Consider the following 19,693-nt stretch of genomic DNA (forward strand, 5'->3'; position numbering starts at 1 on the left):
GGCGGTAGGCTGAAACCAGGTGCAGGCAAGCCTGGAGGAGCAGATGGTTACGCGTTTCGAAGACCGCATGGAGGCCGGCGAGCGCCTGGCCGCGGTGCTTCCGCAGTTCCGGGAGCGGCCGGACACCCTGGTCCTGGGCCTGGCACGTGGCGGGATCCCCGTGGCCGCTGCGGCGGCCAAGGCCCTCTACCTTCCCCTGGGAACGGTGCTGGTGCGGAAACTGGGCATCCCCGGCCATGAGGAGACCGCCTATGGAGCACTGGCGTGGGCACGCGGCCGCACCGTCCGGCTCCTCAACAAACCCCTGCTTGACCGCGTCCTGGAGCACGGGGTGCGCCGCGAGTGGCTTGATGAGGTGGAGCAGCGCGAGCGCGCCGAACTTCTTCGCCGCGTGGACCTCTACCCCGGCACCGGCCATGACCTGCGCGGGAAGACTGTGGTGCTGGTGGACGACGGCCTGGCTACCGGCGCCACCATGCGGGCCGCCGTCGAGGCAGTCCGCGAAGGTGGGGCCGCCACCGTGGTGGCCGCCGCCCCGGTGGCGTCCATCGATGCCGAGGCCTCCGTGGAGCGCGTCTGCGACGCCGTGCTCTGCCTGCACGTGCCGGGCAAGTTCCGTGCGGTGGGCAGCTTCTACCGGCATTTCGAACAACTGACCGACGACGCCGCCATCAGCTTCCTGGGGCAGTAGCACTTCCAGCCACACGGCGGCGGGCCCGGACCACATGGTCCGGGCCCGCCGTCGGCCTGTCTTCAGGGGCTTCCCGGTCGGACCATCTGCCGGATAGACAGGGCTGGGCCCACGCCATCAGGGTCCCCTGGCCGAGCGAAGCGAGGTTAGGGCGACGGTGGGGACTAGTGGTGGCTGACTCCCAGCGGCCGGCCCTTGGTTTCCTTGGCCAGCACCACGCCGATGGCGGAGATGACGCAGAGCACCATGATGTAGATGCCGATGGAGCCCGTCCACCTGGTGGTCTGCAGCAGGGTCTCGGCGATGGTGGCCGCAAACGCGCCGCCCAGGATCGCGCCGAAGGCGTAGCCGATGGAAATGCCCGAGTAGCGGACATTGGCAGGGAACATTTCGGCGTACATCGCGGACATGGGGCCATACGAGAGGCCCAGTCCGATGGTTAGGACGAACAGAGCCACACCGTAGAGCCAGATGTTCTTCGTGTCTATCAGGGCGAACATGGGAATCATCCAGACGAAGATGATGGCGTAACCCGAGAGGAACGTCTTGACCCGGCCGATCCGGTCCGAGAGCCAGCCTCCCGCCAAGGTAAAGATCAGCCAGCCGAACGACGCAAGGGTGGTGGCCAGGAGAACCTGGGGTGTAGGCATCTGCAGGGTCCGGGTGGCGTAGGCGATGAAGAAGGCGATCAGCAGATAGCCGGCAGCATTGTTCGCGATGAAAATCATGGTGGAGTACAGGACCGGCTTTTTGTGGTTCCGGACCAGCTCACCCAGCGGGGCTTTGCTTTCCTGCTTCCGTGCGGCCATTTCCTGGAACACCGGGCTTTCGGCCACGGCGCGGCGGATCAGGTAGCCAACAACGATGAGGACGATCGAGAGCAGGAACGGCACGCGCCAGCCCCATGTGGTGAAATCTTCCCGTGGCATGCTGGTGTTGAGCAGGAACAGCAGGCCTGTGGCCAGGATCATGCCGATCGGCACACCGATCTGCGGGTAGGCACCGAACAGGCCGCGTTTGTTCAGTGGCGCATGTTCAACCGCCATCAGCGCCGCCCCTCCCCATTCACCTCCAGCAGAGAATCCCTGGAGGATGCGGAGCAGGATCAGGAGGATAGGCGCCCACGCGCCGATCTGGGCATAGGTGGGCAGCATGCCGATCAAGGCGGTGGCAGCGCCCATCATCACGAGCGTCATCACAAGCACCGCCTTGCGACCCAGCCGGTCGCCCAAGTGGCCTGCGACGACGGCGCCGAGCGGCCGGAACAGGAAGCTGATGCCGATCAGGGCGAAGGAGAGGATCTGGGCCAGGCCGGGGTTCGATTCGTTCAGCGGTGCCAGGAACAGCGGTGACAGCAGCGTTGCGGTCAACTGGGCAAAGATGAAGAAGTCGTACCACTCGATGGTGGTGCCCACCAGGGTGCCGGCGAGGACCTTACGTTCCTCCCGGCGGGTGCTGGGGCCGGCAAGGGTGTCCACCTTGGACGGTGTGGTCATTGAAACTCCATTGTTCAGTGGCAGCTTTGCCGCCGGGACGCCTTCAGGATTACCGACAGAACGGTCAGTTAGTTAGAAGGGTACTACGAATTTGTGAGCCAAAACACGCCCTGCAAGAATTTTCACTCCCGCTGACGCCTTGGATGCTGAGTTCCATATGGGAATCCGCGGTTCACATTCCGAAAAAGTTTGCGAACTGGGCCACAATAGGAAGTACGGAACGCAATCGGCCGGCCACCTAGGATGGAAACCATGACCCCCACCGCCGCAGCCCCTTCAGGCGCCGCGCCGGCGCAGGCTTCCGCGTCCCAGACGCTGTCCAGGGGCATCCGTGCCCTGGAAATCCTCGCCGCCGCCTCCGGCCCGATGACCATCGCGGAACTTGCTGACGCCATGGGGGTGCACCGGTCGGTGGCCTACCGGATCCTGCGGACCCTTGAAGACCATTCGCTCCTGGTGCGGGACGACGCCGGCAAGGTCCAGCCGGGGCCCGGGCTGGCTGTCCTGGCGCGCGGGGTTTCGCGGAACCTCCAGGCCGCGGCGCTTCCCGAGCTGACGCACCTCGCCAATACCCTCGACATGACGGCGTTCGTGGCGGTGTGGGACCACCACGACTGCATCACCCTGGTCACGGTTGAGCCGAGGCATTCAGGGGCAACGGTGGCGCAGCATCCCGGCACCCGGCACCCGATCAATGCCGGTGCGCCCGGCATTGCCATCCAGTCGGCACTCACGGAAGCCGAATGGGACCGGCTGAACACAGGAATCCCCTACCGCCCGGAGGCGGGCGAGGCACGCCGGAAGGGATACTCGGCCAGCCACGACGAAGTCATTGCGGGCGTATCCTCGCTGGCAGCCCCGGTTCGGGTGCCTGGCGGACGCCCGGCCGCGCTCGCCGTCGTCTATATCCGTTCCGCCCATGATCCGGAGACAGTGGGGGCTGCCCTTGCCGAAAGCGCCGCCCGGATCGAGCGCCAGCTGGCCTAGCGGCACGGTCAGTTGCCCGCCTGCCGGGTGCTCAGGACCCGGGAGGCCACGGTCAGTTGCCCGCCTGCCGGGTGCTCAGGACCCTGGCGGCCGCGGCTCCGAGCAGAGCCAGTACGACGGCGGCGCCGACGGGAACCGCGAATGCCGCGTGGTGGCCGCCGGCCTCTGCCAGGTAGCCGCCGATGGAAGAGCCGAGCGCTGTTCCCGCCACGATCCCGCTGGCCAAGGCAGTCATGACCGTGCCCAGCCGGCCGGCAGGTGCCAGCAGGCCGCCGGCCGCGAAAACGGTGACCATGACCGGGCCCACGGGGAGCCCGAGGATGAGCAGGACTGCCACCATGGCGGCGAGCGAGGACGGAACGAGCAGCAGCAGCGCCAGCAATGCCATCAGCGCTGCAGACAGGATCCACCGCCGGGAGAGCCCGAACCGCTGGGGCCAGTAGGCGACCGAGAGGGCGGCAGCGGCGGAGCTCAGGCCCATGACGGCGTACAGCAGTCCGGCGAGTTCAGATCCTGCCTGGCCGGCCGAGAAGGAACTCAAGGCAGCCTGTGTGGAGCCGAAGAAAGTTCCCATGCAGACCATGGCCGCCACGGGCAGGGCCACCGCCGCGGGGATCCTGCCGGCGACCATGGTGCCCTGGCCGTCCTTGGTGCCATTGTCGCCCTTGGCGCGTTTCGGGCCCGGCCGCACCGCCCGGTGGGTGGGATGGGCGGCGAAGGCGGGCACCAGGATGATGGTCATCGCTGCAGCAAGCGCCAGCGGAAGCCAGGGAGCCAGGAGGCTGGCGAGGATGCCTACCAGTGCCGGACCCAGGACAAAGGTCACCTCATCCGCAGTGCTTTCGTAGGACAAGGCGGTATCCAGGTCCCGCTTGCCGGCCTTCGCAGGCCCATGCAGTGTCAGGGCCATCCAGCGGACCCGTGCCAGCGGGCCTACCTGCGGGCAGCTGGCGCCGGCGGCGAAGGCGGCAGCCAGGATTGCCGGGTGGAAGCCGCCGGAGCTGCCCAGGCCCGTGCCTGTGAGGATCAATGCCACCACTGCTGCGGTGTTGATGAGCGCGGAAGCCATCAGGACTGGACGCTGCCCCCGCCTGTCGGCAAGGGCACCAAGCACGGGGGCACCCAGGGCCGAGCCGATGCCGACCGCCCCGGCCGCCGTCCCGCCCGCGGCGTAGGATCCGCTGACGGAGGTGATCATGGTTAGCGTGCCGACGGTGAGCATGGCCAATGGCAGGCGGGCGAAGAGCCCAATGGCGATGAAGCCGCGGCCGGCAAGGTGGGAAAGCCGTGCGAACCGCCCCCGCGGTGGAGTGCCTGAGGGGGAAACCTGGCTGCTGGGGCTGGCGGTGTGTGTGGACGGGGAGGCTGGTGATGTCATTCCGGGCTCGTTCAGTTCATGCGCATCGTCCCTCCTCCCGATGCGCGCAACCCGGTAACCGGACAATTATAGCGCGGAAGTCATAGCGCGCCCCCGGATGCCTCGCGGGGTATCCGGGGCGGGACTGGCCAGTCAGGCCCCAAGATCCGCAGCCTCGGATATCCGCAGCGTGGACCCGTTCCGGCCCTTCAGCACCTGCAACTGGGTGCCGATGCGCTGCTTCATTTCGCCGACGTGGCTAACGAGCCCCACCACGCGCCCCCCGTCGCGCAGTCCTTCCAGCGCGTCCATGACCTGCTCTAGCGACTGCTCGTCAAGGCTCCCGAATCCCTCGTCGACAAATAGTGTCTCGATCTCGACGCCGCCTGCTTCCTGCTGCACGACGTCCGCAAGGCCAAGCGCCAGGGACAGGGATGCCATGAACGATTCACCGCCGGACAGGGTGGAAGTATCGCGGCGATACCCGGTCCATTGGTCCACCACCTCCAAACCCAGCCCGGACTTGGCACCCCTGGCGGCCTTGGCATCGGTGTGCTGCAGCAGGTAGCGGCCATCACTCATCGCCACCAGGCGCTCGGACGCAGCGAGGGCCACCTGCTCAAGCCGCGCCGCCAGGACGTAGCTGTTCAGGCTCATCCTGTACGTGTTCTCCCCCCGGCCGGCCGCGGCATCGGCCAAGCCGGCGAGCATCTGTGCATGGTCGGCTGGCCCCCGGACAGACTCGCTCAATGTCTCATACTCTGCGCTGATGGCGGCCAGAGATTCCAGGCAGCGGCCCGCCATGCCGGCCGCGAGCTGGGCATCGCGCGCTTCCTGACGGGCAGCAGCGGCGGCGTCACGCAAGGCGGCAAACCGTTGCTCGTCAACGGTGAATCCGGCGGCCTGTTCTTCAAGCGCCAGCACGATGTCCTCCGACGCAAAGAGTTCGTCCACTCTGGCTGCCTCATCCCGGGCGGCACGGACCTCATCCTCCAGGATGGCTGCCTGGGCGGAGGGAAGCAGCTGCTGCCTGGCTTCTTCGGCAGTGGCGAAGCCCGCCTCGGGCAGTGCCAGCTCCAGCTGTATCCGGGCGTCCGCGGCCTGCGTCCGCGCACGCTCCAGTTGTGCCGCGGCCTCCACGGCCTTGTCCAGCACAGCAACCGCGTCCTCCAAGGACCGCAGTCGATGGGACAAGGTGCGGTGGCCGCCGCGCAGCTCCGACAGCGCCTGGTCCAGCGAGGCAGACTGCCCGGACAAATCTGCCAAGGAGCCGTTTGCCTGATGCAGTTCCGCTTCCATTCCGGCCTTTGACGCCTGGCCGGCGGCGAGGTCTGCATCCAGGGCATCCAGGCGGGTCCTGACTGCCGCAAGTTCCTTGACTGCAGCGTCGGCTTCGGCGGCCGCGGCACGGGCCGCTTCCGCGCCGCCCAGGGCTTCAGTTTCGGGTGTGTCCCCGCCCTGGCCTGCGAGGACGGCCACCTGCTGGTTCGCTTCAGTCAGTTCTGCACTAACCAGGGCGAAGGCGGCTTCTGCAGCTTCATAGGCGGCGTGGGCGGCGTCCTCCTCCTGGGCCAGGCCCGGGCCTCCGGACCCGGCAGCGGCGGGGGCGGGATGGTCGCTGCTGCCGCAAACCGCGCACGGCTCACCCTCGACCAGCTGCGCGGCCAGCTCGGCAGCTGCGTTTGCCAGCCGCTCTTCCCGAAGATCCAGCCACCGGCGTTTGGCTTCCAACTGGTTGTCGCGGGAGGCGTCGTACCGCAGCTTCACGGAGTCACGGGCTGCGGCAGCCGCAGCGTGCCGGCGGACAACGTCCAGCAATTCAGTGGCCGCTGCAGCTTCCTTGGTCCGCAGCGCGGCGGTCCCGGCGTGCTGGACCAACCGTTCCAGGCCGCCAGCTAGCCGGTCGCGTTCTTCCTGGAGCGATGCCAGGCGGTGGTCCAGTCCGGAGATCCCTCCTTCCAGTTCCTGTTGCTTCCCGGCCAGCCGGTTCTGCTGCTTGCGGAGGGCCTGCAGCCTGTCCTCGTCGGGCAACCTTGCCTCGACGACCGCCAGGAGCGAGCGCAGGCGCCCCAGCTCCCCAGCGGCAGCCGCAGCGCCGGCACCGGCCAGCCCTGCACCCTGCAAACCAGCATTATCCTGGTCAGGCTCTTCGGCCCAGCCTGGATCCAGCCGCGCAAGCTCACTGCTGTCTTCCGCGGCGAGGCGAAGCAGGGTGATTGCGGACTCGGCGGCGCCGGCGGCATTCCTTACCCTGGCCTCGGCCGCGTCCACGCCCTTCAGGTGCCCGTCGAGGACCGCTGCCTGCCGGTGGCGCGCCAGGCGAAGGGCCAGGCTTTCCAGCCGCGGCGCGGCCTCCTGGACAGCTGCCCGGCGGGATCCTGCGGTCTCAAGCCTGCGGCACCGTTCTATCCTGGCGCCTTCTTCATCAACGGCGCGCGCTTGCGTGCCGCTCTCCATGTCGGCCGCCTTTGCCAGGTCCGTCAGGTGGTCCAAGCGTTGCCCGACTGCATCGCGCAGCCATTCCAGCCGTGCGGCCATATTCTCGGCGGGCGGGGCGTCTGCCGCATCCAGCTCCACGGCAGCTGCTTCGGACTCTGCCCGTGCCGCGAGGACTTCGAGTTGGCCGGCCAGGGCAGAGACTTTCTCCCTTGCCTCACCTGCCTGGCGCGAGAGTTCCTGTTCCAGGGCCTCAAAACGCTGGGTGCCGAAGAGTTTTTGCAGCAGCTCCAGCCGGTCGGCAGCCTTTGACCGCAGGAATGCGGCAAAGTCGCCCTGCGGAAGCATCACCACGCGGGTGAACTGTTCCCGATCCATGCCTAGCAGGGCCAGGATCTCAACTCCGGCCTCGTCATTCCGTGCCGATTTCTCCACCCACGCGCCGTCCACGAGCTCCCGAAGGAGCGTCTTGGCCTGCTGCGTGGTGAACCCGTTCTTGCCCCGCGTACTGGGCTTGTCCCAGGCCGGCGAGCGCGTCACTTCAAACCGCCGCCCCTGTGCCGAGAATTCACAGCTGACCGCTGGCTCCTGTCCGGGTTCAGCATGGTCGCTGCGCAGCCGCTTGCCGTCCTGGCGGGCCCCGGGAACGGACCCGTACAGGGCAAAGCAAATGGCATCCAGGACGCTGGTCTTTCCGGCGCCGGTGGGTCCGTTGAGGAGGAACAGTCCGTGGCCGCTCAACCGGTCAAAATCGATGTCTTCGGTGCCGGCAAAGGGGCCGAAGCCGGAGATGCGCAGGTGGTGGATCCTCATCGGGAACCCTCCAGGTAACGGACGTTCTCAAGGGCGGCGGCAAGGGCTGCTTGCTCAGCCGCGTCCGGGACGCGGCCGCGCACGTGCTCCAGGAACCCGCAGCACACAGCGAGGTCGTCCGGTGCCTCGGCGAGCCTGCTGCTGTAGGTGGCGGTACTGGCGGCTGTCCCGCCCTGGGGGTCGAAGCCCAGGACCAGGGTGTCAGGAAACCGCGCCCGGAGCCGGTCCATTGCCCGGGCGGGCCGTTGCGCGTCCGTGAGGGTGATCTGGCAGTAGGCGGTTTCCGCCCATCCGTGCTCCGGCGACTCCAGGAGGTCCTGCAATGGACCCCGCAGGACAGCCAGGGTGCGGGGTGCTTCGAACAGCACTTCGTCCACGCCCTTGACCCCATCCGCTCCAATGTCCACCAGCCAGGCCCCTTTCCGGTGCCGCGCCTCTGAAAAGGAATAGGCCAGCGGGGATCCGGAATACCGCACCTCCGGGGACAATGCCTGGCGGCCGTGCAGGTGGCCGAGGGCGGTGTAGCTGAAACCCTCGAAGAGGTCCAGGGGGACGGCACCCACTCCCCCGATGCTGAGATCGCGTTCGCTGTCCGAGCTGATGCCGCCGCTGGCGAAGGTGTGGGCCAAGACCACCGGGTGGACAGTGGAGGTGGCCGCACGGCGCTCAATGTCTTCCCGGATGAGCTTTGTGGCAGCCTGGGTGACCTCGAAGTGGCTGGCCGTCTGCACGCCCAGCTGCCCCGCGACAAGCCGGGGCTCAAGCCAGGGGATGCCGTAGATGGCCAGTACGGCTTCCTTCCCGGCCCGGTCCGCGCCGAGTGGCAACAGCAATGGCTCGTCCAGGTTCTCCACACGGGTCCGGAGGTGCACGCCCCCGCGTTCCAACAGCCGCGCGGCAAAGCCGAGGCGGATGGCGGAGTCGTGGTTTCCGCTGGTCAGCACCACCTTGGCGCCAGCCGACGTGAGCCGGACCAGCGCCTCGTCCAGCAGGTGGACCACGTCCACGCCCGGCAGGGCGCGGTCGTAGACATCACCGGCGATCAGGACAACATCCACCTGGTGCCCGGCGACCGCCTCGACGAGCTGGTTGATGAAGGCGCGCTGGGACTCCAGCATGCCCACGCCGTGGAAGGAGCGGCCCAGGTGCCAGTCCGATGTGTGTAGTAACCGCATATTCCCAAGCTAGCGGGAGCCACTGACAGTTTGCGCCACCGCCGCAGCTGCCTGCTTTCAGCCCTTCTTGCCCTCGAAGAATTCCTGTGCCTCGCTGGGGCCGCCGTCCCTGTCCCTTCCGGGGAGTGACGTTTCCCCCGCCGGGGCGGCCAGGGACGCTGCGCGGCCTTCGTCGTCGGACACGTCCAAACCGCCGGGCTCGCCAGGTTCGGCGCCTGCCTGCGGTTCTGCAACGGCGCCTTCACCTGCCGGATCAACACCCCGGAAGGTGCGGAACACCAGGCCGGCGATGGCTGCGCCGGCCAGCGGCGCGGCAAGGAAAACCCACAGCTGTTCCATCGCCCAGCCTGAGCTGAAGAATGCGGATGCGGTGGCACGCGCCGGGTTGAACGGCAGGTTGCCCACCGCCTGTCCCAGCTGCAGCAGGGCCGCGAACGTCAAGCCAACGGCAACCGGCGCAGCGGCGCTGCTTGCCCGGCCGCGGGCTGCTGCGCCGAGGAACACGGAGACGATGATGGCGGCGCCGAGGACCTCCAGGAGCAGCACGGCGGCCAGTGGCGCCTGGACGATGGAGTGCTCGCCAAAGCCGGCGGTGACTGTGTCGAACGCCGTGCGGCTGTCCGCAATCCCGGGAAGGGTCCGCAGGACCGCGTAAAGCGCCAGTGCACCCAGTGACGCCCCGGCAAGCTGGGCCGCCACGTAGGCAGTGGCAGCCCCGGCACGGATGCGTCCCGCCAGGAGGTGGCCCAGGGTGATGGCCGGGTTGAAGTGGCCGCCCGAAACGTGGCCGAACGCGAGCATCGCAGCGGTCACGGCCAGGCCGGTGGCGAGCGCTGCAGGCATCGGGCTGGACTGCGGGATGCTGAACAGCGGCACCCCCAGGCCGGCGACGGCCAGGAACAGGCTGCCGAACCCCTCGGCAGCCAGCCTGGGCATCAGGCCGGGCCGGACGGCGTCCGGGCTGGCGTTCAGGGCGTCGGGTCGGGCTGGAATGGGGGTGCTCATCGTGGAACCTTCAAGTCGGTGTTCATGCGGGTGCTGCCGCCAGGCAGCCTGAACATTATTCCAGCCCAGGCTGGAGGTTTGCTGAGCGGCCCGGAGCGAGCAAGACGCCGGCGGGAACGGGTCCGGGTGCCACGGTAAATTTACTGCATGAGCATCCACGCCGGCGCACCCGCACCCACTTTGAAGTCACGCATCCACGGTTCCCTGCTGGGCGGCGCGCTGGGCGATTCGCTGGGTTACGCGGTGGAGTCCGACGGCATGAACGAGATCCGGCGCCGCTTCGGCGCGGACGGGCTCACCAGCTTTGAAGCATTGTCCGGCGGCAGCCACTTCTCGGACGATACTCAGCTGACGCTCTACACCGTGGACGGGCTGGTGGAGGCGCTGGAGTGGGCCAACTCGGGTGTGGGGGCGGACGTCAACGCCTGCCTCTGGCTCGCCTACCTGCGGTGGCTCGCCACCCAAGGCGAGACCGCCCCGGCTTCTGCCCCCGTTCCACAGCCGCGCTGGATCGATGGACACACCGTGCTGCACCAGCGCAGGAACCCCGGCAAGGCCTGCATCTCAGGGCTGGCGACCGGCGAGATGGGCACCGCGGCGCGCCCGGTCAATCCGGAGTCGAAGGGCTGCGGCACGGTGATGCGGTCGGCACCGTTCGGGCTGGTCCCGCACATCACGCCCGACGCAGTGTACAAACTGAGTTTCGATGCCGCCTCCCTCACGCACGGCCATCCGTCCGCCCGGCAAAGTGCCGGGATCTTCAGCCTCCTGATCCACAGGCTGGTCTCGGGCGAGGGGCTGGCGGAGGCGGCAGCCGGCGTAACGGCCCATGCCGCAACCATCACCGGCGTGGCCCCCGAGCTGCCGGAACGGCTGCAGGCTGCCCTCCACCTGGCACACAAGGGCATCGTTGAGCCGGAGGAACTGACGCAGGCACTGGGCGGAGGCTGGGTGGCTGAGGAGGCGCTCGCCGTCGCACTCTACGCTGTGTTGGCCACCGTCCCGGGTGACGCTGCCGGGCAGGACTCACCGGCCGTCCGGCACTTCCGGGACGCCATCACCCTGGCCGTCAACCATGGCGGCGACAGCGACTCCACCGCCTCCGTGGCCGGGAACATCCTCGGCGCCCACTACGGCGAGGACTGCCTGCCCGGCGACTGGCTTGAAGCCCTGGAGGCGCCCGACGTTATCCGCGGCATGGCGGACCTCCTGGTCCGCGTCACTACCGGCGAAGGCTGATGCCAGCAGGCGCCGGAGCACCCGGGCCCGCCTAGACGGTGGCCGGTTCCGCCGCGGGCACCATCTGAAGGAACTCGCCCTCGGACAGCACCTCAATCGCCTGGCCCCGCTCATGGAGCTCCAGGACGCGGCGCGCCTTGCCTGTCAGCCTGCCCGAACGAAGGTCCGAGGCCACGAAGCCGTCACCCACCACCAGGACAGTGGTACGCCCGGTCACCCGGCTTTCGGTCCGTGCCCCCACCTCGGCGCTCCTCACTTTCGCCTCGGGGCGCCCGATGGACAGCTGGCCCGTGAAGACGACGGTCTGGCCGAACAACGGATGCCCGGGCCCGGCGTCGGGGTTGGGTTCGGGGTTGATGCCTTCCTCCGGCCAGCCGGAGCGGAAGGGCCGGGCCAGCGCCGCACCGTTGCCGGATGGTCCCGGCAGCGACATGCCGGCGACGGCGGCAAGGCTGGGTTTGGACAGCGGATCCACCGCCGGGTCGAAGGCCTGCTGCCGCGGCACCGCGAGCCCCAGGGAAAGGTAAAGTTCGGCGATGCTGTTGGCACTGTTGCGGCGGGCGATGTCGATGAGGATTCCCGCGCAGGCCCGGGCATCCTCCGCGGCGTCGTGGTGCTTGACCAACGGCACGCCGGCTTCCTCGGCGGCGAACGGCAGAGAGTTGGACACCAGCGAATAGCACCGCCGTGACAGCATCACTGTGCAGACGTAATCGTAGGCTGGCCCCGGAAGGCCGGACACCTCCAGGGCGGAGCGGATAACGCCGAGGTCGAATGCCGCATTGTGGGCTGCCAGCACGTCGTCGCCGATGAATGCCCCGATTTCGGCGAACAGGTCCCCGAACCGCGGCCGTTCCGCGACGTCTGCGGCACTGATGCCATGGATCCGGACGTTGTGGAAATCGAAATGGTCATGGTTCCGCGGCGGCCGCATCAGCCACGCGGCCTCGTCCACTATCCGGCCGCCCCGCACTTTGGTGAGCCCCACTGCGCAGGGAGAGCCCCTGAAGCCGTTCGCCGTCTCGAAGTCGATCGCAGTAAAGTCCAAACCCACGGCCCCCACCTTACCGCCGCGGGCCCGCCGGGCCCTGCAGGCACAGACCCGTCAAGTACCCTTGGAGGGTGAACTTTCCTGTGATGAACGACCTCGCCGTGTCCATGCTGGGCGGGGCAGGACCGGTCCAGCCGCAGCTGGCCTCCTTCCTGCCCGACTGGCTGAACCCCCAAGTCTTCCTGGCCGATCCAGCCCTTGCCCCTTGGGTGGTCCTGCTGGTCTGCGGCATCGTCTTCGCGGAAACCGGCTTGCTGGTGGGGTTCTTCCTGCCCGGTGACTCCATGCTGTTCACCGCCGGCCTGCTGGTGGCCACGGACACCATCAAGTTCAACGTCTGGCTGTTCGCGCTGCTGATTGTGATTTCCGCCATCATCGGCAACCAGACGGGGTACCTCATCGGTTCCAAAGCGGGGCCGGCCATCTTCAACAAGCCCAACTCCAGGCTCTTCAAGCGCGAGAACGTTGAAAACGCTCACGCGTTCTTCGAAAAGCACGGCGGGAAGGCGCTGATCCTCGCCCGGTTCGTTCCCATCATCCGCACGTTCGTCCCGGTCATCGTGGGTGTGGCCCAGATGAGCCGTAAGAAGTTCTTCCTGTACAACGTCATCGGGGCCGTGCTCTGGGGCGGCGGCGTCACCCTGCTGGGCTACCTCCTGGGTGACCGCATCCCGTGGATCCGGGACAACCTGGACATCATCTTCATCGCCATCGTGCTGGTTTCGGTCCTGCCGATCGGCATCGAGGTTCTCCGCGGCCTGTCCGCCAGGCGCCAGGCAGCAGCCTACGGCACCGACCCGGTGGACGAATTCATCGAGGAGCACGCTCCCGAGGACGAGCAGAAGACGCGGCGCCTTCCCTAGGCAACCAGTCAAACGCAGAGGGTGCGCTTTCCCGGCCGGGGCAGCGCACCCTCTGCGTTTAAGGCCTGCGGCTGAAGCAGGCCCGGGTCAGGAATCCGCGGCCCGCAGCGCCTCCACGATGGACGGCAGCAGGGCACGGAAGGCCTTGCCGCGGTGGCTGATGGCGTTCTTCTCCTCTGCGGAGAGCTCCGCGCAACTGCGCTGCTCCCCCACCGGCTGGAGCACGGGATCGTAGCCGAACCCGCCCTCGCCGCGCGGCTGGCGGAGCAGGACGCCCTCCAGCTGCCCGTACTCCACCACCTCCCGCCCCGGGCCGCCGTCCGTTGCGGGCACGGCCAGGGCGGCCGCACACACGAACGCCGCACCGCGGTGCCGGTCCGGGACGTCCGAAAGCTGGTTCAGCAGGAGTGCGAGGTTGGCGGCGTCGTCGCCGTGGCTGCCGGACCAGCGCGCGGAAAAAATGCCGGGGGCCCCGCCCATGACGTCGACCGCGAGCCCGGAATCGTCGGCGATGGCCACCAGGCCGGTGGCATCGGCAACGGCCCGCGCCTTCAGCAGCGAATTCTCGGCGAACGTCACGCCGGTTTCGACGACGTCGGGCGCACCTGCCGCCGCCGCGTCCACCACCTGCGTGTCGACGTCGAGCCCCGGGACCTGGCCGCGCAGCAGCTCACGCACCTCCCGGAGTTTGCCCTTATTGTGCGTGGCGAGGACCAATCGGGGGGCGGCGCCGGCCGCGCTCACAGGGTGTCTGCCAGGGTCTCACGCTGGATGGCCGCGAGCTGGGTGGTGCCCAGCAGGGCCAGGTCCAGGAGCTTGTCCAGCTCCTCGCGGTCGAACGGCGCACCCTCGGCAGTGCCCTGCACCTCAACAAACTTGCCGGCGCCAGTCACCACCACGTTCATGTCGGTTTCCGCACGGACGTCCTCGACGTACGGCAGGTCCAGCATGGGCACGCCGTCGATGATGCCGACCGAGACGGCGGCGATGGTGTCGATCAGCGGCTGCGCGGTCTTGGCAATGAGCTTGTTGTCACGGGCGAAACGGATGGAATCGGCAAGTGCCACGTAGGCGCCGGTGATGGCGGCCGTGCGGGTTCCGCCGTCGGCCTGCAGGACGTCGCAGTCCAGCACGATGGTGTTCTCGCCCAGGGCCTTGGTGTCGATGATGGACCGCAGGGACCGGCCGATGAGCCGCGAGATTTCGTGCGTGCGGCCGCCGATCTTGCCCTTGACGGACTCCCGGTCGGAGCGGGTGTTCGTTGCCCGCGGCAGCATGGCGTACTCGGCCGTGACCCAGCCCCGGCCCTCACCCTTCAGCCAGCGGGGAACACCGGCGGTCAGGGAGGCGGTGCACAGGACCCTGGTGTTGCCGAATTCGATCAGCGCCGAACCCTCAGCCTGGTTGGACCATCCGCGGGTGATGCTGATGGGCCGGAGCTGGTCCGGGGCGCGGCCGTCGGCGCGCACGATGGGCACTGCAGTTGCTTCAGAAGTCATGCCTTTAGCTTATCCACTGCTGCCGGTACCGGCAGTTCCGGCAAGGCAGGCGGGCGCTAGATGGTGTAGTGCACTCCGGCGACGGCCACGGCCACGTCCCCGGCGAACACCGGACGCGCCTCCGCCATCACGGTGGTCTGGGAGGTCCACACCGGGATGTGGGTGAGCAGGAGGCGCCGGGCACCGGCCGCCGTGGCGGCCTCACCTGCGCGTTTGCCCGTCAGGTGGACATCCTTGATACCGTTGTCGCGGCCCTCCTCGAAGGCGGCCTCGCACAGGAACAGGTCCGCATCCTTGGCGGCTTCCTCCAGCCCGGCACAGGAATCGGTGTCGCCGGAATAGGTCAAAGTGCGGGCAACCGTGTTGCCGTCCTTGTCCGGCTCCACCACCTCCACCCGGAGCGCATAAGCCTCCTCGATGGGATGGTTCACGGCGAAGGGCGTCACGGTGAACGGGCCCACGGTCACCGGCTCACGTTCGGTCCAGTTCGTGAACTCGAATTCCTCGTGCATGCCGGGGTCAAGGTCCAGGCCGTAGGCCGTAGCCATCCGGTCGGCAGTTGCGGCAGGCCCCCAGACGGGGATCCGACCGCGCCCCCAGCCACCCGGCTTCCAGCGGATGGCAACGTGCAGGCCGCACAGGTCCATGCAGTGGTCCGGGTGCAGGTGGGTGAGGAAGATCGCGTCAATGTCTTCAAGGTCCGTGTAGCGCTGGATTGCCCCCAGCGCACCACTGCCGAGATCCATGACCACCTTCCACGTCCGCTCCCCGTCCGTGGCGGTCAGGAGGTAGCACGACGCCGGCGAACCGGGGCCCGGGAACGAGCCGGTGCAGCCCACGATGGTCAGTTTCACAGCGCCGGACCCCCGGCGCGGCCGGCGTCCGCCAGTCCTGCGACGAAGTTGGAAATCCGGGGCCGGTTCCTGGCGCTCCGGGCCGCGGCAATCATTTCCGGGGTTATCCGCGCAAGGCTTCCGGTGGGGTACTGCGCTGCCACATGGTCCACGTGGCGGACGGACAGCACCTCGGGGCCGAGGAACCTGCGGGCCAGGGCCTCGAACTGGCTGGCGTCACCAGTTGCCACGAAGTGGTGCTCCGGCGGTGTTCCGGCGCTGCGCTGGAGGTTGTGCGTCGCAAGTGCCCGGTACACGTCCTTGGCGGTCTCCTCGGCGCTGGAGACCAGCGTCACGTCGGCCCCCATGACGTAGGAGATGACGCCGGTGAGCAGGGGGTAGTGGGTGCAGCCCAGCACCACGGTGTCCACCTCCGCGGCCTTCAGCGGCGCCAGGTATTCCTCGGCGACTGCCAGCAGGGCGGGACCGGTGGTGATGCCGGCCTCCACGTAACTGACGAATTCAGGGCAGGCCACGGACGTGATGGTAAGGTCCGGAGCAGCAGCGAAGGTATCCTCGTACGCCCGCGATCCGATCGTGGCAGATGTCCCGATGACGCCCACGCGTCCGGTGCGGGTGGCGGCTACAGCGCGCCGGACCGCCGGCTGGATGACCTCGATGACGGGGATGCCGTATTTGGCCGTGTACCGTTCGCGGGCGTCCCTAAGCACCGCGGCCGACGCCGAGTTGCAGGCGATGGTCAGCAGCTTGACGCCGGAGTCCACGAGTTCGTCCATCACGCCCAGGGCGTTGGCCCGGACTTCAGCGATGGGCAGGGGCCCGTACGGTCCGTGGGCCGTGTCCCCCACGTACAGGATGGACTCATTGGGAAGCTGGTCGATGATGGAGCGGGCCACGGTGAGGCCCCCTACGCCGGAATCGAAGACACCAATGGGGCGCGCTTCCAGGGCGGCGGCCTGCAGGTCGTCCGCTTCGGATGCCTGCCGGGTTGCCGGCGGATCCATGCTCGAGGCTGTTGTCATGATTATTCGAGGATAGGTGCTCCCCGATGCCTCAGCCATCATCTTGTGGCCTGTGACTCATGTCTAATTTGTCACACGGCGCCGGGACGGCGCGGCCGGAAATCCTCAACGCCGGGTTTCCAGCGACTGCAGCATCGCCTGCACCAGTGATTCCTGCAGCCAGGTGGCGAAGTTGTAGACCAGGGCAAGGTAGCTCTCCACGTCCTCTGCCTGGGACCAGTCCTGCATCAGGTGGACGTGTTCGGCGTCCTCCTCGTCCCGGATGTCCAGGCGCTCGGCCAGGACCAGGCGGACATCGTTCAGTGCCATGGACCAGTGCTTCGCCCCCTCGGGCGTCAGCACAATCTCGTCCTTGTCCAGGTCCAGCGCGGCCGCGCGCAGCGCGCCGATCTTCGTCTCCCGGAGCGAGCGCTCGGTGAGCTGGCGGAACTCAAGGGACGCGGCGCCGTCGTCCTTCACGACGTTGGGGAGCAGGCGCCTGACGGCCCGGTCCGTCGGTTCGGCAACGTCCATGTCCAGCCCGATAAGCGCCGCCAGCGGATCCTGGCCAGCCCGTTCCTCCGGCTGGAGCATGGAGATGACGTCGTCAATCAGGCTGCGCAGGAGCTCGCGCTCGGCGGGTTCGAGGTAGCCGGTAATGCCCTTGAGCCCGTACTTGAATGCCTTAGCCACGTCTCCCCTTGCCCTGTCCCGGTCCGCCGGACTTCCCGGAGTTGCCGCCGGGGCCGCCGCTCGCTTTCTCCACGGTGGCCCACAGCCCGAAACCGTGCATGGCCACCGCGTGCCGCTCCACCTGTTCCTTGCTGCCGTGCGCCACGATCGAACGGCCTTTCCTGTGGACCTCCATCATGAGCTTGTTCGCCTTGCTCTCCGAGTAGCCGAAATAGCTTTGGAACACGTAGCTGACGTAGCTCATGAGGTTGACGGGATCGTTCCAGATCACCAGGTTCCAAGGGATGTCCGGGGCGGTCAGGGAGTCTGTGGCCTCCGCTGTTCCGGTCCGGGTGCCCTCCTGCGTATCAGGGCCGAGCGCAACGCTTAGGGTCATCTGTCCATTCTATGGGGATGCTGGGCCCACGCTGGCGAGGGCCCCGCGGTGAAGCGAAGCGAGACGTGGGAGCCGGTGGGTGGGTCCACGCTGGCGAGGGCCCCGCGGTGAAGCGAAGCGAGACGTGGGAGCCAGTGGGGACTAGAGTGACTTTCGTGAGTACCATTGCCGGCTGGGACCATCCCCGCACGTCTTTTTACACTGACCATTACGAGCTGACCATGCTGCAGGCGTCGCTCCATTCCGGAGCCGCGCACCGCAAGTCGGTGTTCGAGGCGTTCGCCCGGCGGCTGCCGGACGGCCGGCGCTACGGGATCGTGGCCGGGACCGGCCGGCTCCTGGAGGGCATCGCCAACTTCCGCTTCGGCGGGACGGAACTGGACTTCCTGGCCCGCACCGGAGTGGTCAATAACCAGACCCTGGAATACCTTGAGTCATACCGCTTCTCGGGCGACATCTGGGGCTACGCCGAGGGCGAGGCGTACTTTCCGAACTCCCCCATCCTGATCGTTGAGGGCACGTTCGCCGAGGCGTGCATGCTGGAGACCTACATCCTGTCCGTCCTCAACCATGACAGCGCCATCGCCTCGGCCGCCTCGCGGATGGTCAGCGCCGCGCACGGCCGCCCGTGCATCGAGATGGGATCCCGGCGCACCCATGAGGAGGCTGCGGCGTCCGCCGCCCGCGCCGCCGTCATCGCCGGGTTCGACAGCACGTCCAACCTCGAGGCTGGCGCCCGGTACGGCATCAAGACCGTCGGCACGGCCGCCCACTCCTTCACCCTGCTCCACGACACCGAGCGGGACGCCTTCGAGGCCCAGATCGCGGCGCTCGGCGAGGGAACGTCCCTCCTTGTGGACACGTACGACGTCGAGGCGGCCGTCCGCACGGCCGTGGAGCTTGCGGGTCCCCGGCTGGGTGCCGTCCGGCTGGACTCGGGCGACCTCGTGGACCAGGCGCAGTGGGTGCGCCGGCTCCTGGACGACCTCGGCAACGAGGACACCAAGATCGTGGTCACCTCGGACCTGGACGAGTATGCGATTGCCGCGCTCCAGTCCGCGCCGGTGGATTCCTACGGCGTGGGAACGTCCCTGGTGACCGGCTCCGGTGCGCCCACCGCCAGCATGGTCTACAAGCTGGTGAGCCGCACGGACGACGACGGCAACTTCGTCTCCGTGGCCAAGGCCGCCAAGAACAAGGCCAGCGTGGGCGGACGCAAGTACGCTCTGCGGAAGATGAACGAGCACGGCATCGCCACTGCCGAGATCGTGGGTGTCGGCCGCCGGCCTGATGATGACGGCAACGACCGCCCGCTGCTGCATCAGTTCATGAAGAACGGTGAACTGGTCCCCGGGTGGACCGGGCATGAAGGCGTGCTCCGGGCGCGGCAGCGCCACGCCGATTCGATGGCCGAACTGCCGCCCGTGGTCAACCGCCTCCAGCGCGGAGAGGCCGCCATCCCCACCATGTACGAGGAGAACTGATGTCGCGTGCGCTGATCATCGTCGATGTCCAGAACGACTTCTGCGAGGGCGGTTCCCTGGCTGTCCAGGGCGGCGCCGCGGTGGCGGGGGCCATCAGTGACTACGTGGACGCCCACCACAACGAGTTCGACCATGTTGTTGCCACCCAGGACTGGCACATCGATCCGGGCAGCCATTTCTCGGACACCCCCGACTTCAAGGACAGCTGGCCGCCGCACTGCGTCGCCGGCACCCGGGGCGCCGAATTGCATCCGGACCTGGACACGGAGTACATCCAGGCGTACTTCCAGAAGGGACAGTACGCGGCTGCTTACTCCGGTTTCGAAGGGCTCCTGGCGCCAGAGGATGCCGTCCCCACCGGGGAACGGCAGCCCGGCGCTGCCGACGCCAGCCGGTTCGCACCGGACGAGGACGCAATCGGCCTGGATGACTGGCTTCAGAGCCACGACGTCGAGGACGTTGTGGTGGTGGGCATCGCCACCGACTACTGCGTCCGGGCCACTTCGCTGGACGCCGTCCAGGCCGGGTACTCCGTCACTGTCATCCGCCATCTGACGGCGGGCATCGCCGAGGACCTCGAAGAGGCCGTGGCCGAGATGGAGCTCGGCGGCGTGGACGTTTCCTGACGCTGGTGCAACAGTGGCCCGGTGCGCTTGCACCGGGCCACTCGGGT

At 68.0% G+C, this 19,693-nt stretch carries 18 protein-coding genes; 6 read left to right on the plus strand and 12 right to left on the minus strand.

Annotated features, from left to right (window positions below; all coding sequences use genetic code 11):
• Positions 1–43: 43 nt before the first annotated feature.
• Entirely contained in the window at positions 44–691 is a 648-nt protein-coding gene (locus tag AC5RT3_RS10145; protein ID WP_494051335.1) for a phosphoribosyltransferase, read from the plus strand.
• A 164-nt stretch (positions 692–855) separates the two neighbouring features.
• On the opposite strand, the gene AC5RT3_RS10150 is transcribed toward AC5RT3_RS10145, so the two are convergent.
• Positions 856–2,187 (minus strand): MFS transporter, encoded by a 1,332-nt coding sequence (locus AC5RT3_RS10150; protein WP_494124072.1) that lies wholly within the window; start codon positions 2,185–2,187, stop codon positions 856–858.
• 252 nt (positions 2,188–2,439) lie between these two features.
• On the opposite strand from AC5RT3_RS10150, the gene AC5RT3_RS10155 reads away from it, so the two are divergent.
• On the plus strand, positions 2,440–3,174 hold the full coding sequence (locus tag AC5RT3_RS10155; protein WP_494008608.1) for an IclR family transcriptional regulator: 735 nt from the start codon (positions 2,440–2,442) through the stop codon (positions 3,172–3,174).
• Positions 3,175–3,226: 52 nt separating this feature from the next.
• Here the strand turns inward: AC5RT3_RS10155 and AC5RT3_RS10160 are convergent, their stop codons facing one another.
• The 4 genes from AC5RT3_RS10160 to AC5RT3_RS10175 form a co-directional block, all read right to left on the minus strand.
• On the minus strand, positions 3,227–4,552 hold the full coding sequence (locus AC5RT3_RS10160) for an MFS transporter (protein WP_494050725.1): 1,326 nt from the start codon (positions 4,550–4,552) through the stop codon (positions 3,227–3,229).
• Between the two features lie 132 nt (positions 4,553–4,684).
• A complete protein-coding gene (locus tag AC5RT3_RS10165) occupies positions 4,685–7,780 on the minus strand; it encodes an AAA family ATPase (protein ID WP_494103127.1) in 3,096 nt (1,031 codons plus the stop codon).
• A complete protein-coding gene (locus tag AC5RT3_RS10170; RefSeq protein WP_494008611.1) occupies positions 7,777–8,955 on the minus strand; it encodes an exonuclease SbcCD subunit D in 1,179 nt (392 codons plus the stop codon). Before AC5RT3_RS10170 ends, AC5RT3_RS10165 begins: the two co-directional genes overlap by 4 nt.
• Before the next feature lie 57 nt (positions 8,956–9,012).
• Positions 9,013–9,960, minus strand: a complete 948-nt coding sequence (locus AC5RT3_RS10175) for an aquaporin (RefSeq protein WP_494124073.1) — start codon at positions 9,958–9,960, stop codon at positions 9,013–9,015.
• Positions 9,961–10,107: 147 nt separating this feature from the next.
• On the opposite strand from AC5RT3_RS10175, the gene AC5RT3_RS10180 reads away from it, so the two are divergent.
• Positions 10,108–11,199, plus strand: a complete 1,092-nt coding sequence (locus AC5RT3_RS10180; protein ID WP_494008613.1) for an ADP-ribosylglycohydrolase family protein — start codon at positions 10,108–10,110, stop codon at positions 11,197–11,199.
• A 31-nt stretch (positions 11,200–11,230) separates the two neighbouring features.
• Here the strand turns inward: AC5RT3_RS10180 and AC5RT3_RS10185 are convergent, their stop codons facing one another.
• Positions 11,231–12,253, minus strand: a complete 1,023-nt coding sequence (locus tag AC5RT3_RS10185) for a 3'-5' exonuclease (protein WP_494008614.1) — start codon at positions 12,251–12,253, stop codon at positions 11,231–11,233.
• A gap of 83 nt (positions 12,254–12,336) precedes the next feature.
• On the opposite strand from AC5RT3_RS10185, the gene AC5RT3_RS10190 reads away from it, so the two are divergent.
• Entirely contained in the window at positions 12,337–13,113 is a 777-nt protein-coding gene (locus tag AC5RT3_RS10190) for a VTT domain-containing protein (RefSeq protein ID WP_494008987.1), read from the plus strand.
• 87 nt (positions 13,114–13,200) lie between these two features.
• On the opposite strand, the gene rdgB is transcribed toward AC5RT3_RS10190, so the two are convergent.
• From rdgB to clpS, 6 genes are all read right to left on the minus strand, one after another.
• Positions 13,201–13,857, minus strand: a complete 657-nt coding sequence (gene rdgB, locus AC5RT3_RS10195; RefSeq protein WP_494124074.1) for an RdgB/HAM1 family non-canonical purine NTP pyrophosphatase — start codon at positions 13,855–13,857, stop codon at positions 13,201–13,203.
• Positions 13,854–14,612, minus strand: a complete 759-nt coding sequence (gene rph, locus AC5RT3_RS10200; RefSeq protein WP_494008616.1) for a ribonuclease PH — start codon at positions 14,610–14,612, stop codon at positions 13,854–13,856. Before rph ends, rdgB begins: the two co-directional genes overlap by 4 nt.
• A 56-nt stretch (positions 14,613–14,668) precedes the next feature.
• On the minus strand, positions 14,669–15,466 hold the full coding sequence (locus tag AC5RT3_RS10205; RefSeq protein WP_494008617.1) for an MBL fold metallo-hydrolase: 798 nt from the start codon (positions 15,464–15,466) through the stop codon (positions 14,669–14,671).
• The gene (murI, locus tag AC5RT3_RS10210; protein ID WP_494050731.1) at positions 15,463–16,470 is read right to left on the minus strand and encodes a glutamate racemase; all 1,008 of its coding nucleotides are present in this window, start codon (positions 16,468–16,470) and stop codon (positions 15,463–15,465) included. Before murI ends, AC5RT3_RS10205 begins: the two co-directional genes overlap by 4 nt.
• A gap of 123 nt (positions 16,471–16,593) precedes the next feature.
• Positions 16,594–17,160 carry a DUF2017 domain-containing protein gene (locus AC5RT3_RS10215; RefSeq protein ID WP_494008618.1) on the minus strand — a complete coding sequence of 189 codons (567 nt, stop codon included), beginning with the start codon at positions 17,158–17,160 and terminating at the stop codon, positions 16,594–16,596.
• Positions 17,153–17,536, minus strand: coding sequence for an ATP-dependent Clp protease adapter ClpS (gene clpS / locus AC5RT3_RS10220; RefSeq protein WP_494050732.1), 384 nt, complete (start codon positions 17,534–17,536; stop codon positions 17,153–17,155). The genes AC5RT3_RS10215 and clpS overlap by 8 nt, the downstream gene beginning before the upstream one ends.
• A gap of 155 nt (positions 17,537–17,691) precedes the next feature.
• Between clpS and AC5RT3_RS10225 the strand changes: the two genes are divergently transcribed.
• Both AC5RT3_RS10225 and AC5RT3_RS10230 read left to right on the plus strand, forming a co-directional pair.
• Positions 17,692–19,020 (plus strand): nicotinate phosphoribosyltransferase, encoded by a 1,329-nt coding sequence (locus tag AC5RT3_RS10225; RefSeq protein ID WP_494124075.1) that lies wholly within the window; start codon positions 17,692–17,694, stop codon positions 19,018–19,020.
• Positions 19,020–19,646 carry an isochorismatase family protein gene (locus AC5RT3_RS10230; RefSeq protein ID WP_494050733.1) on the plus strand — a complete coding sequence of 209 codons (627 nt, stop codon included), beginning with the start codon at positions 19,020–19,022 and terminating at the stop codon, positions 19,644–19,646. Before AC5RT3_RS10225 ends, AC5RT3_RS10230 begins: the two co-directional genes overlap by 1 nt.
• The last annotated feature ends 47 nt before the right edge of the window (positions 19,647–19,693 follow it).

It is taken from the genome of Arthrobacter sp. Y3221159, from assembly GCF_059089885.1.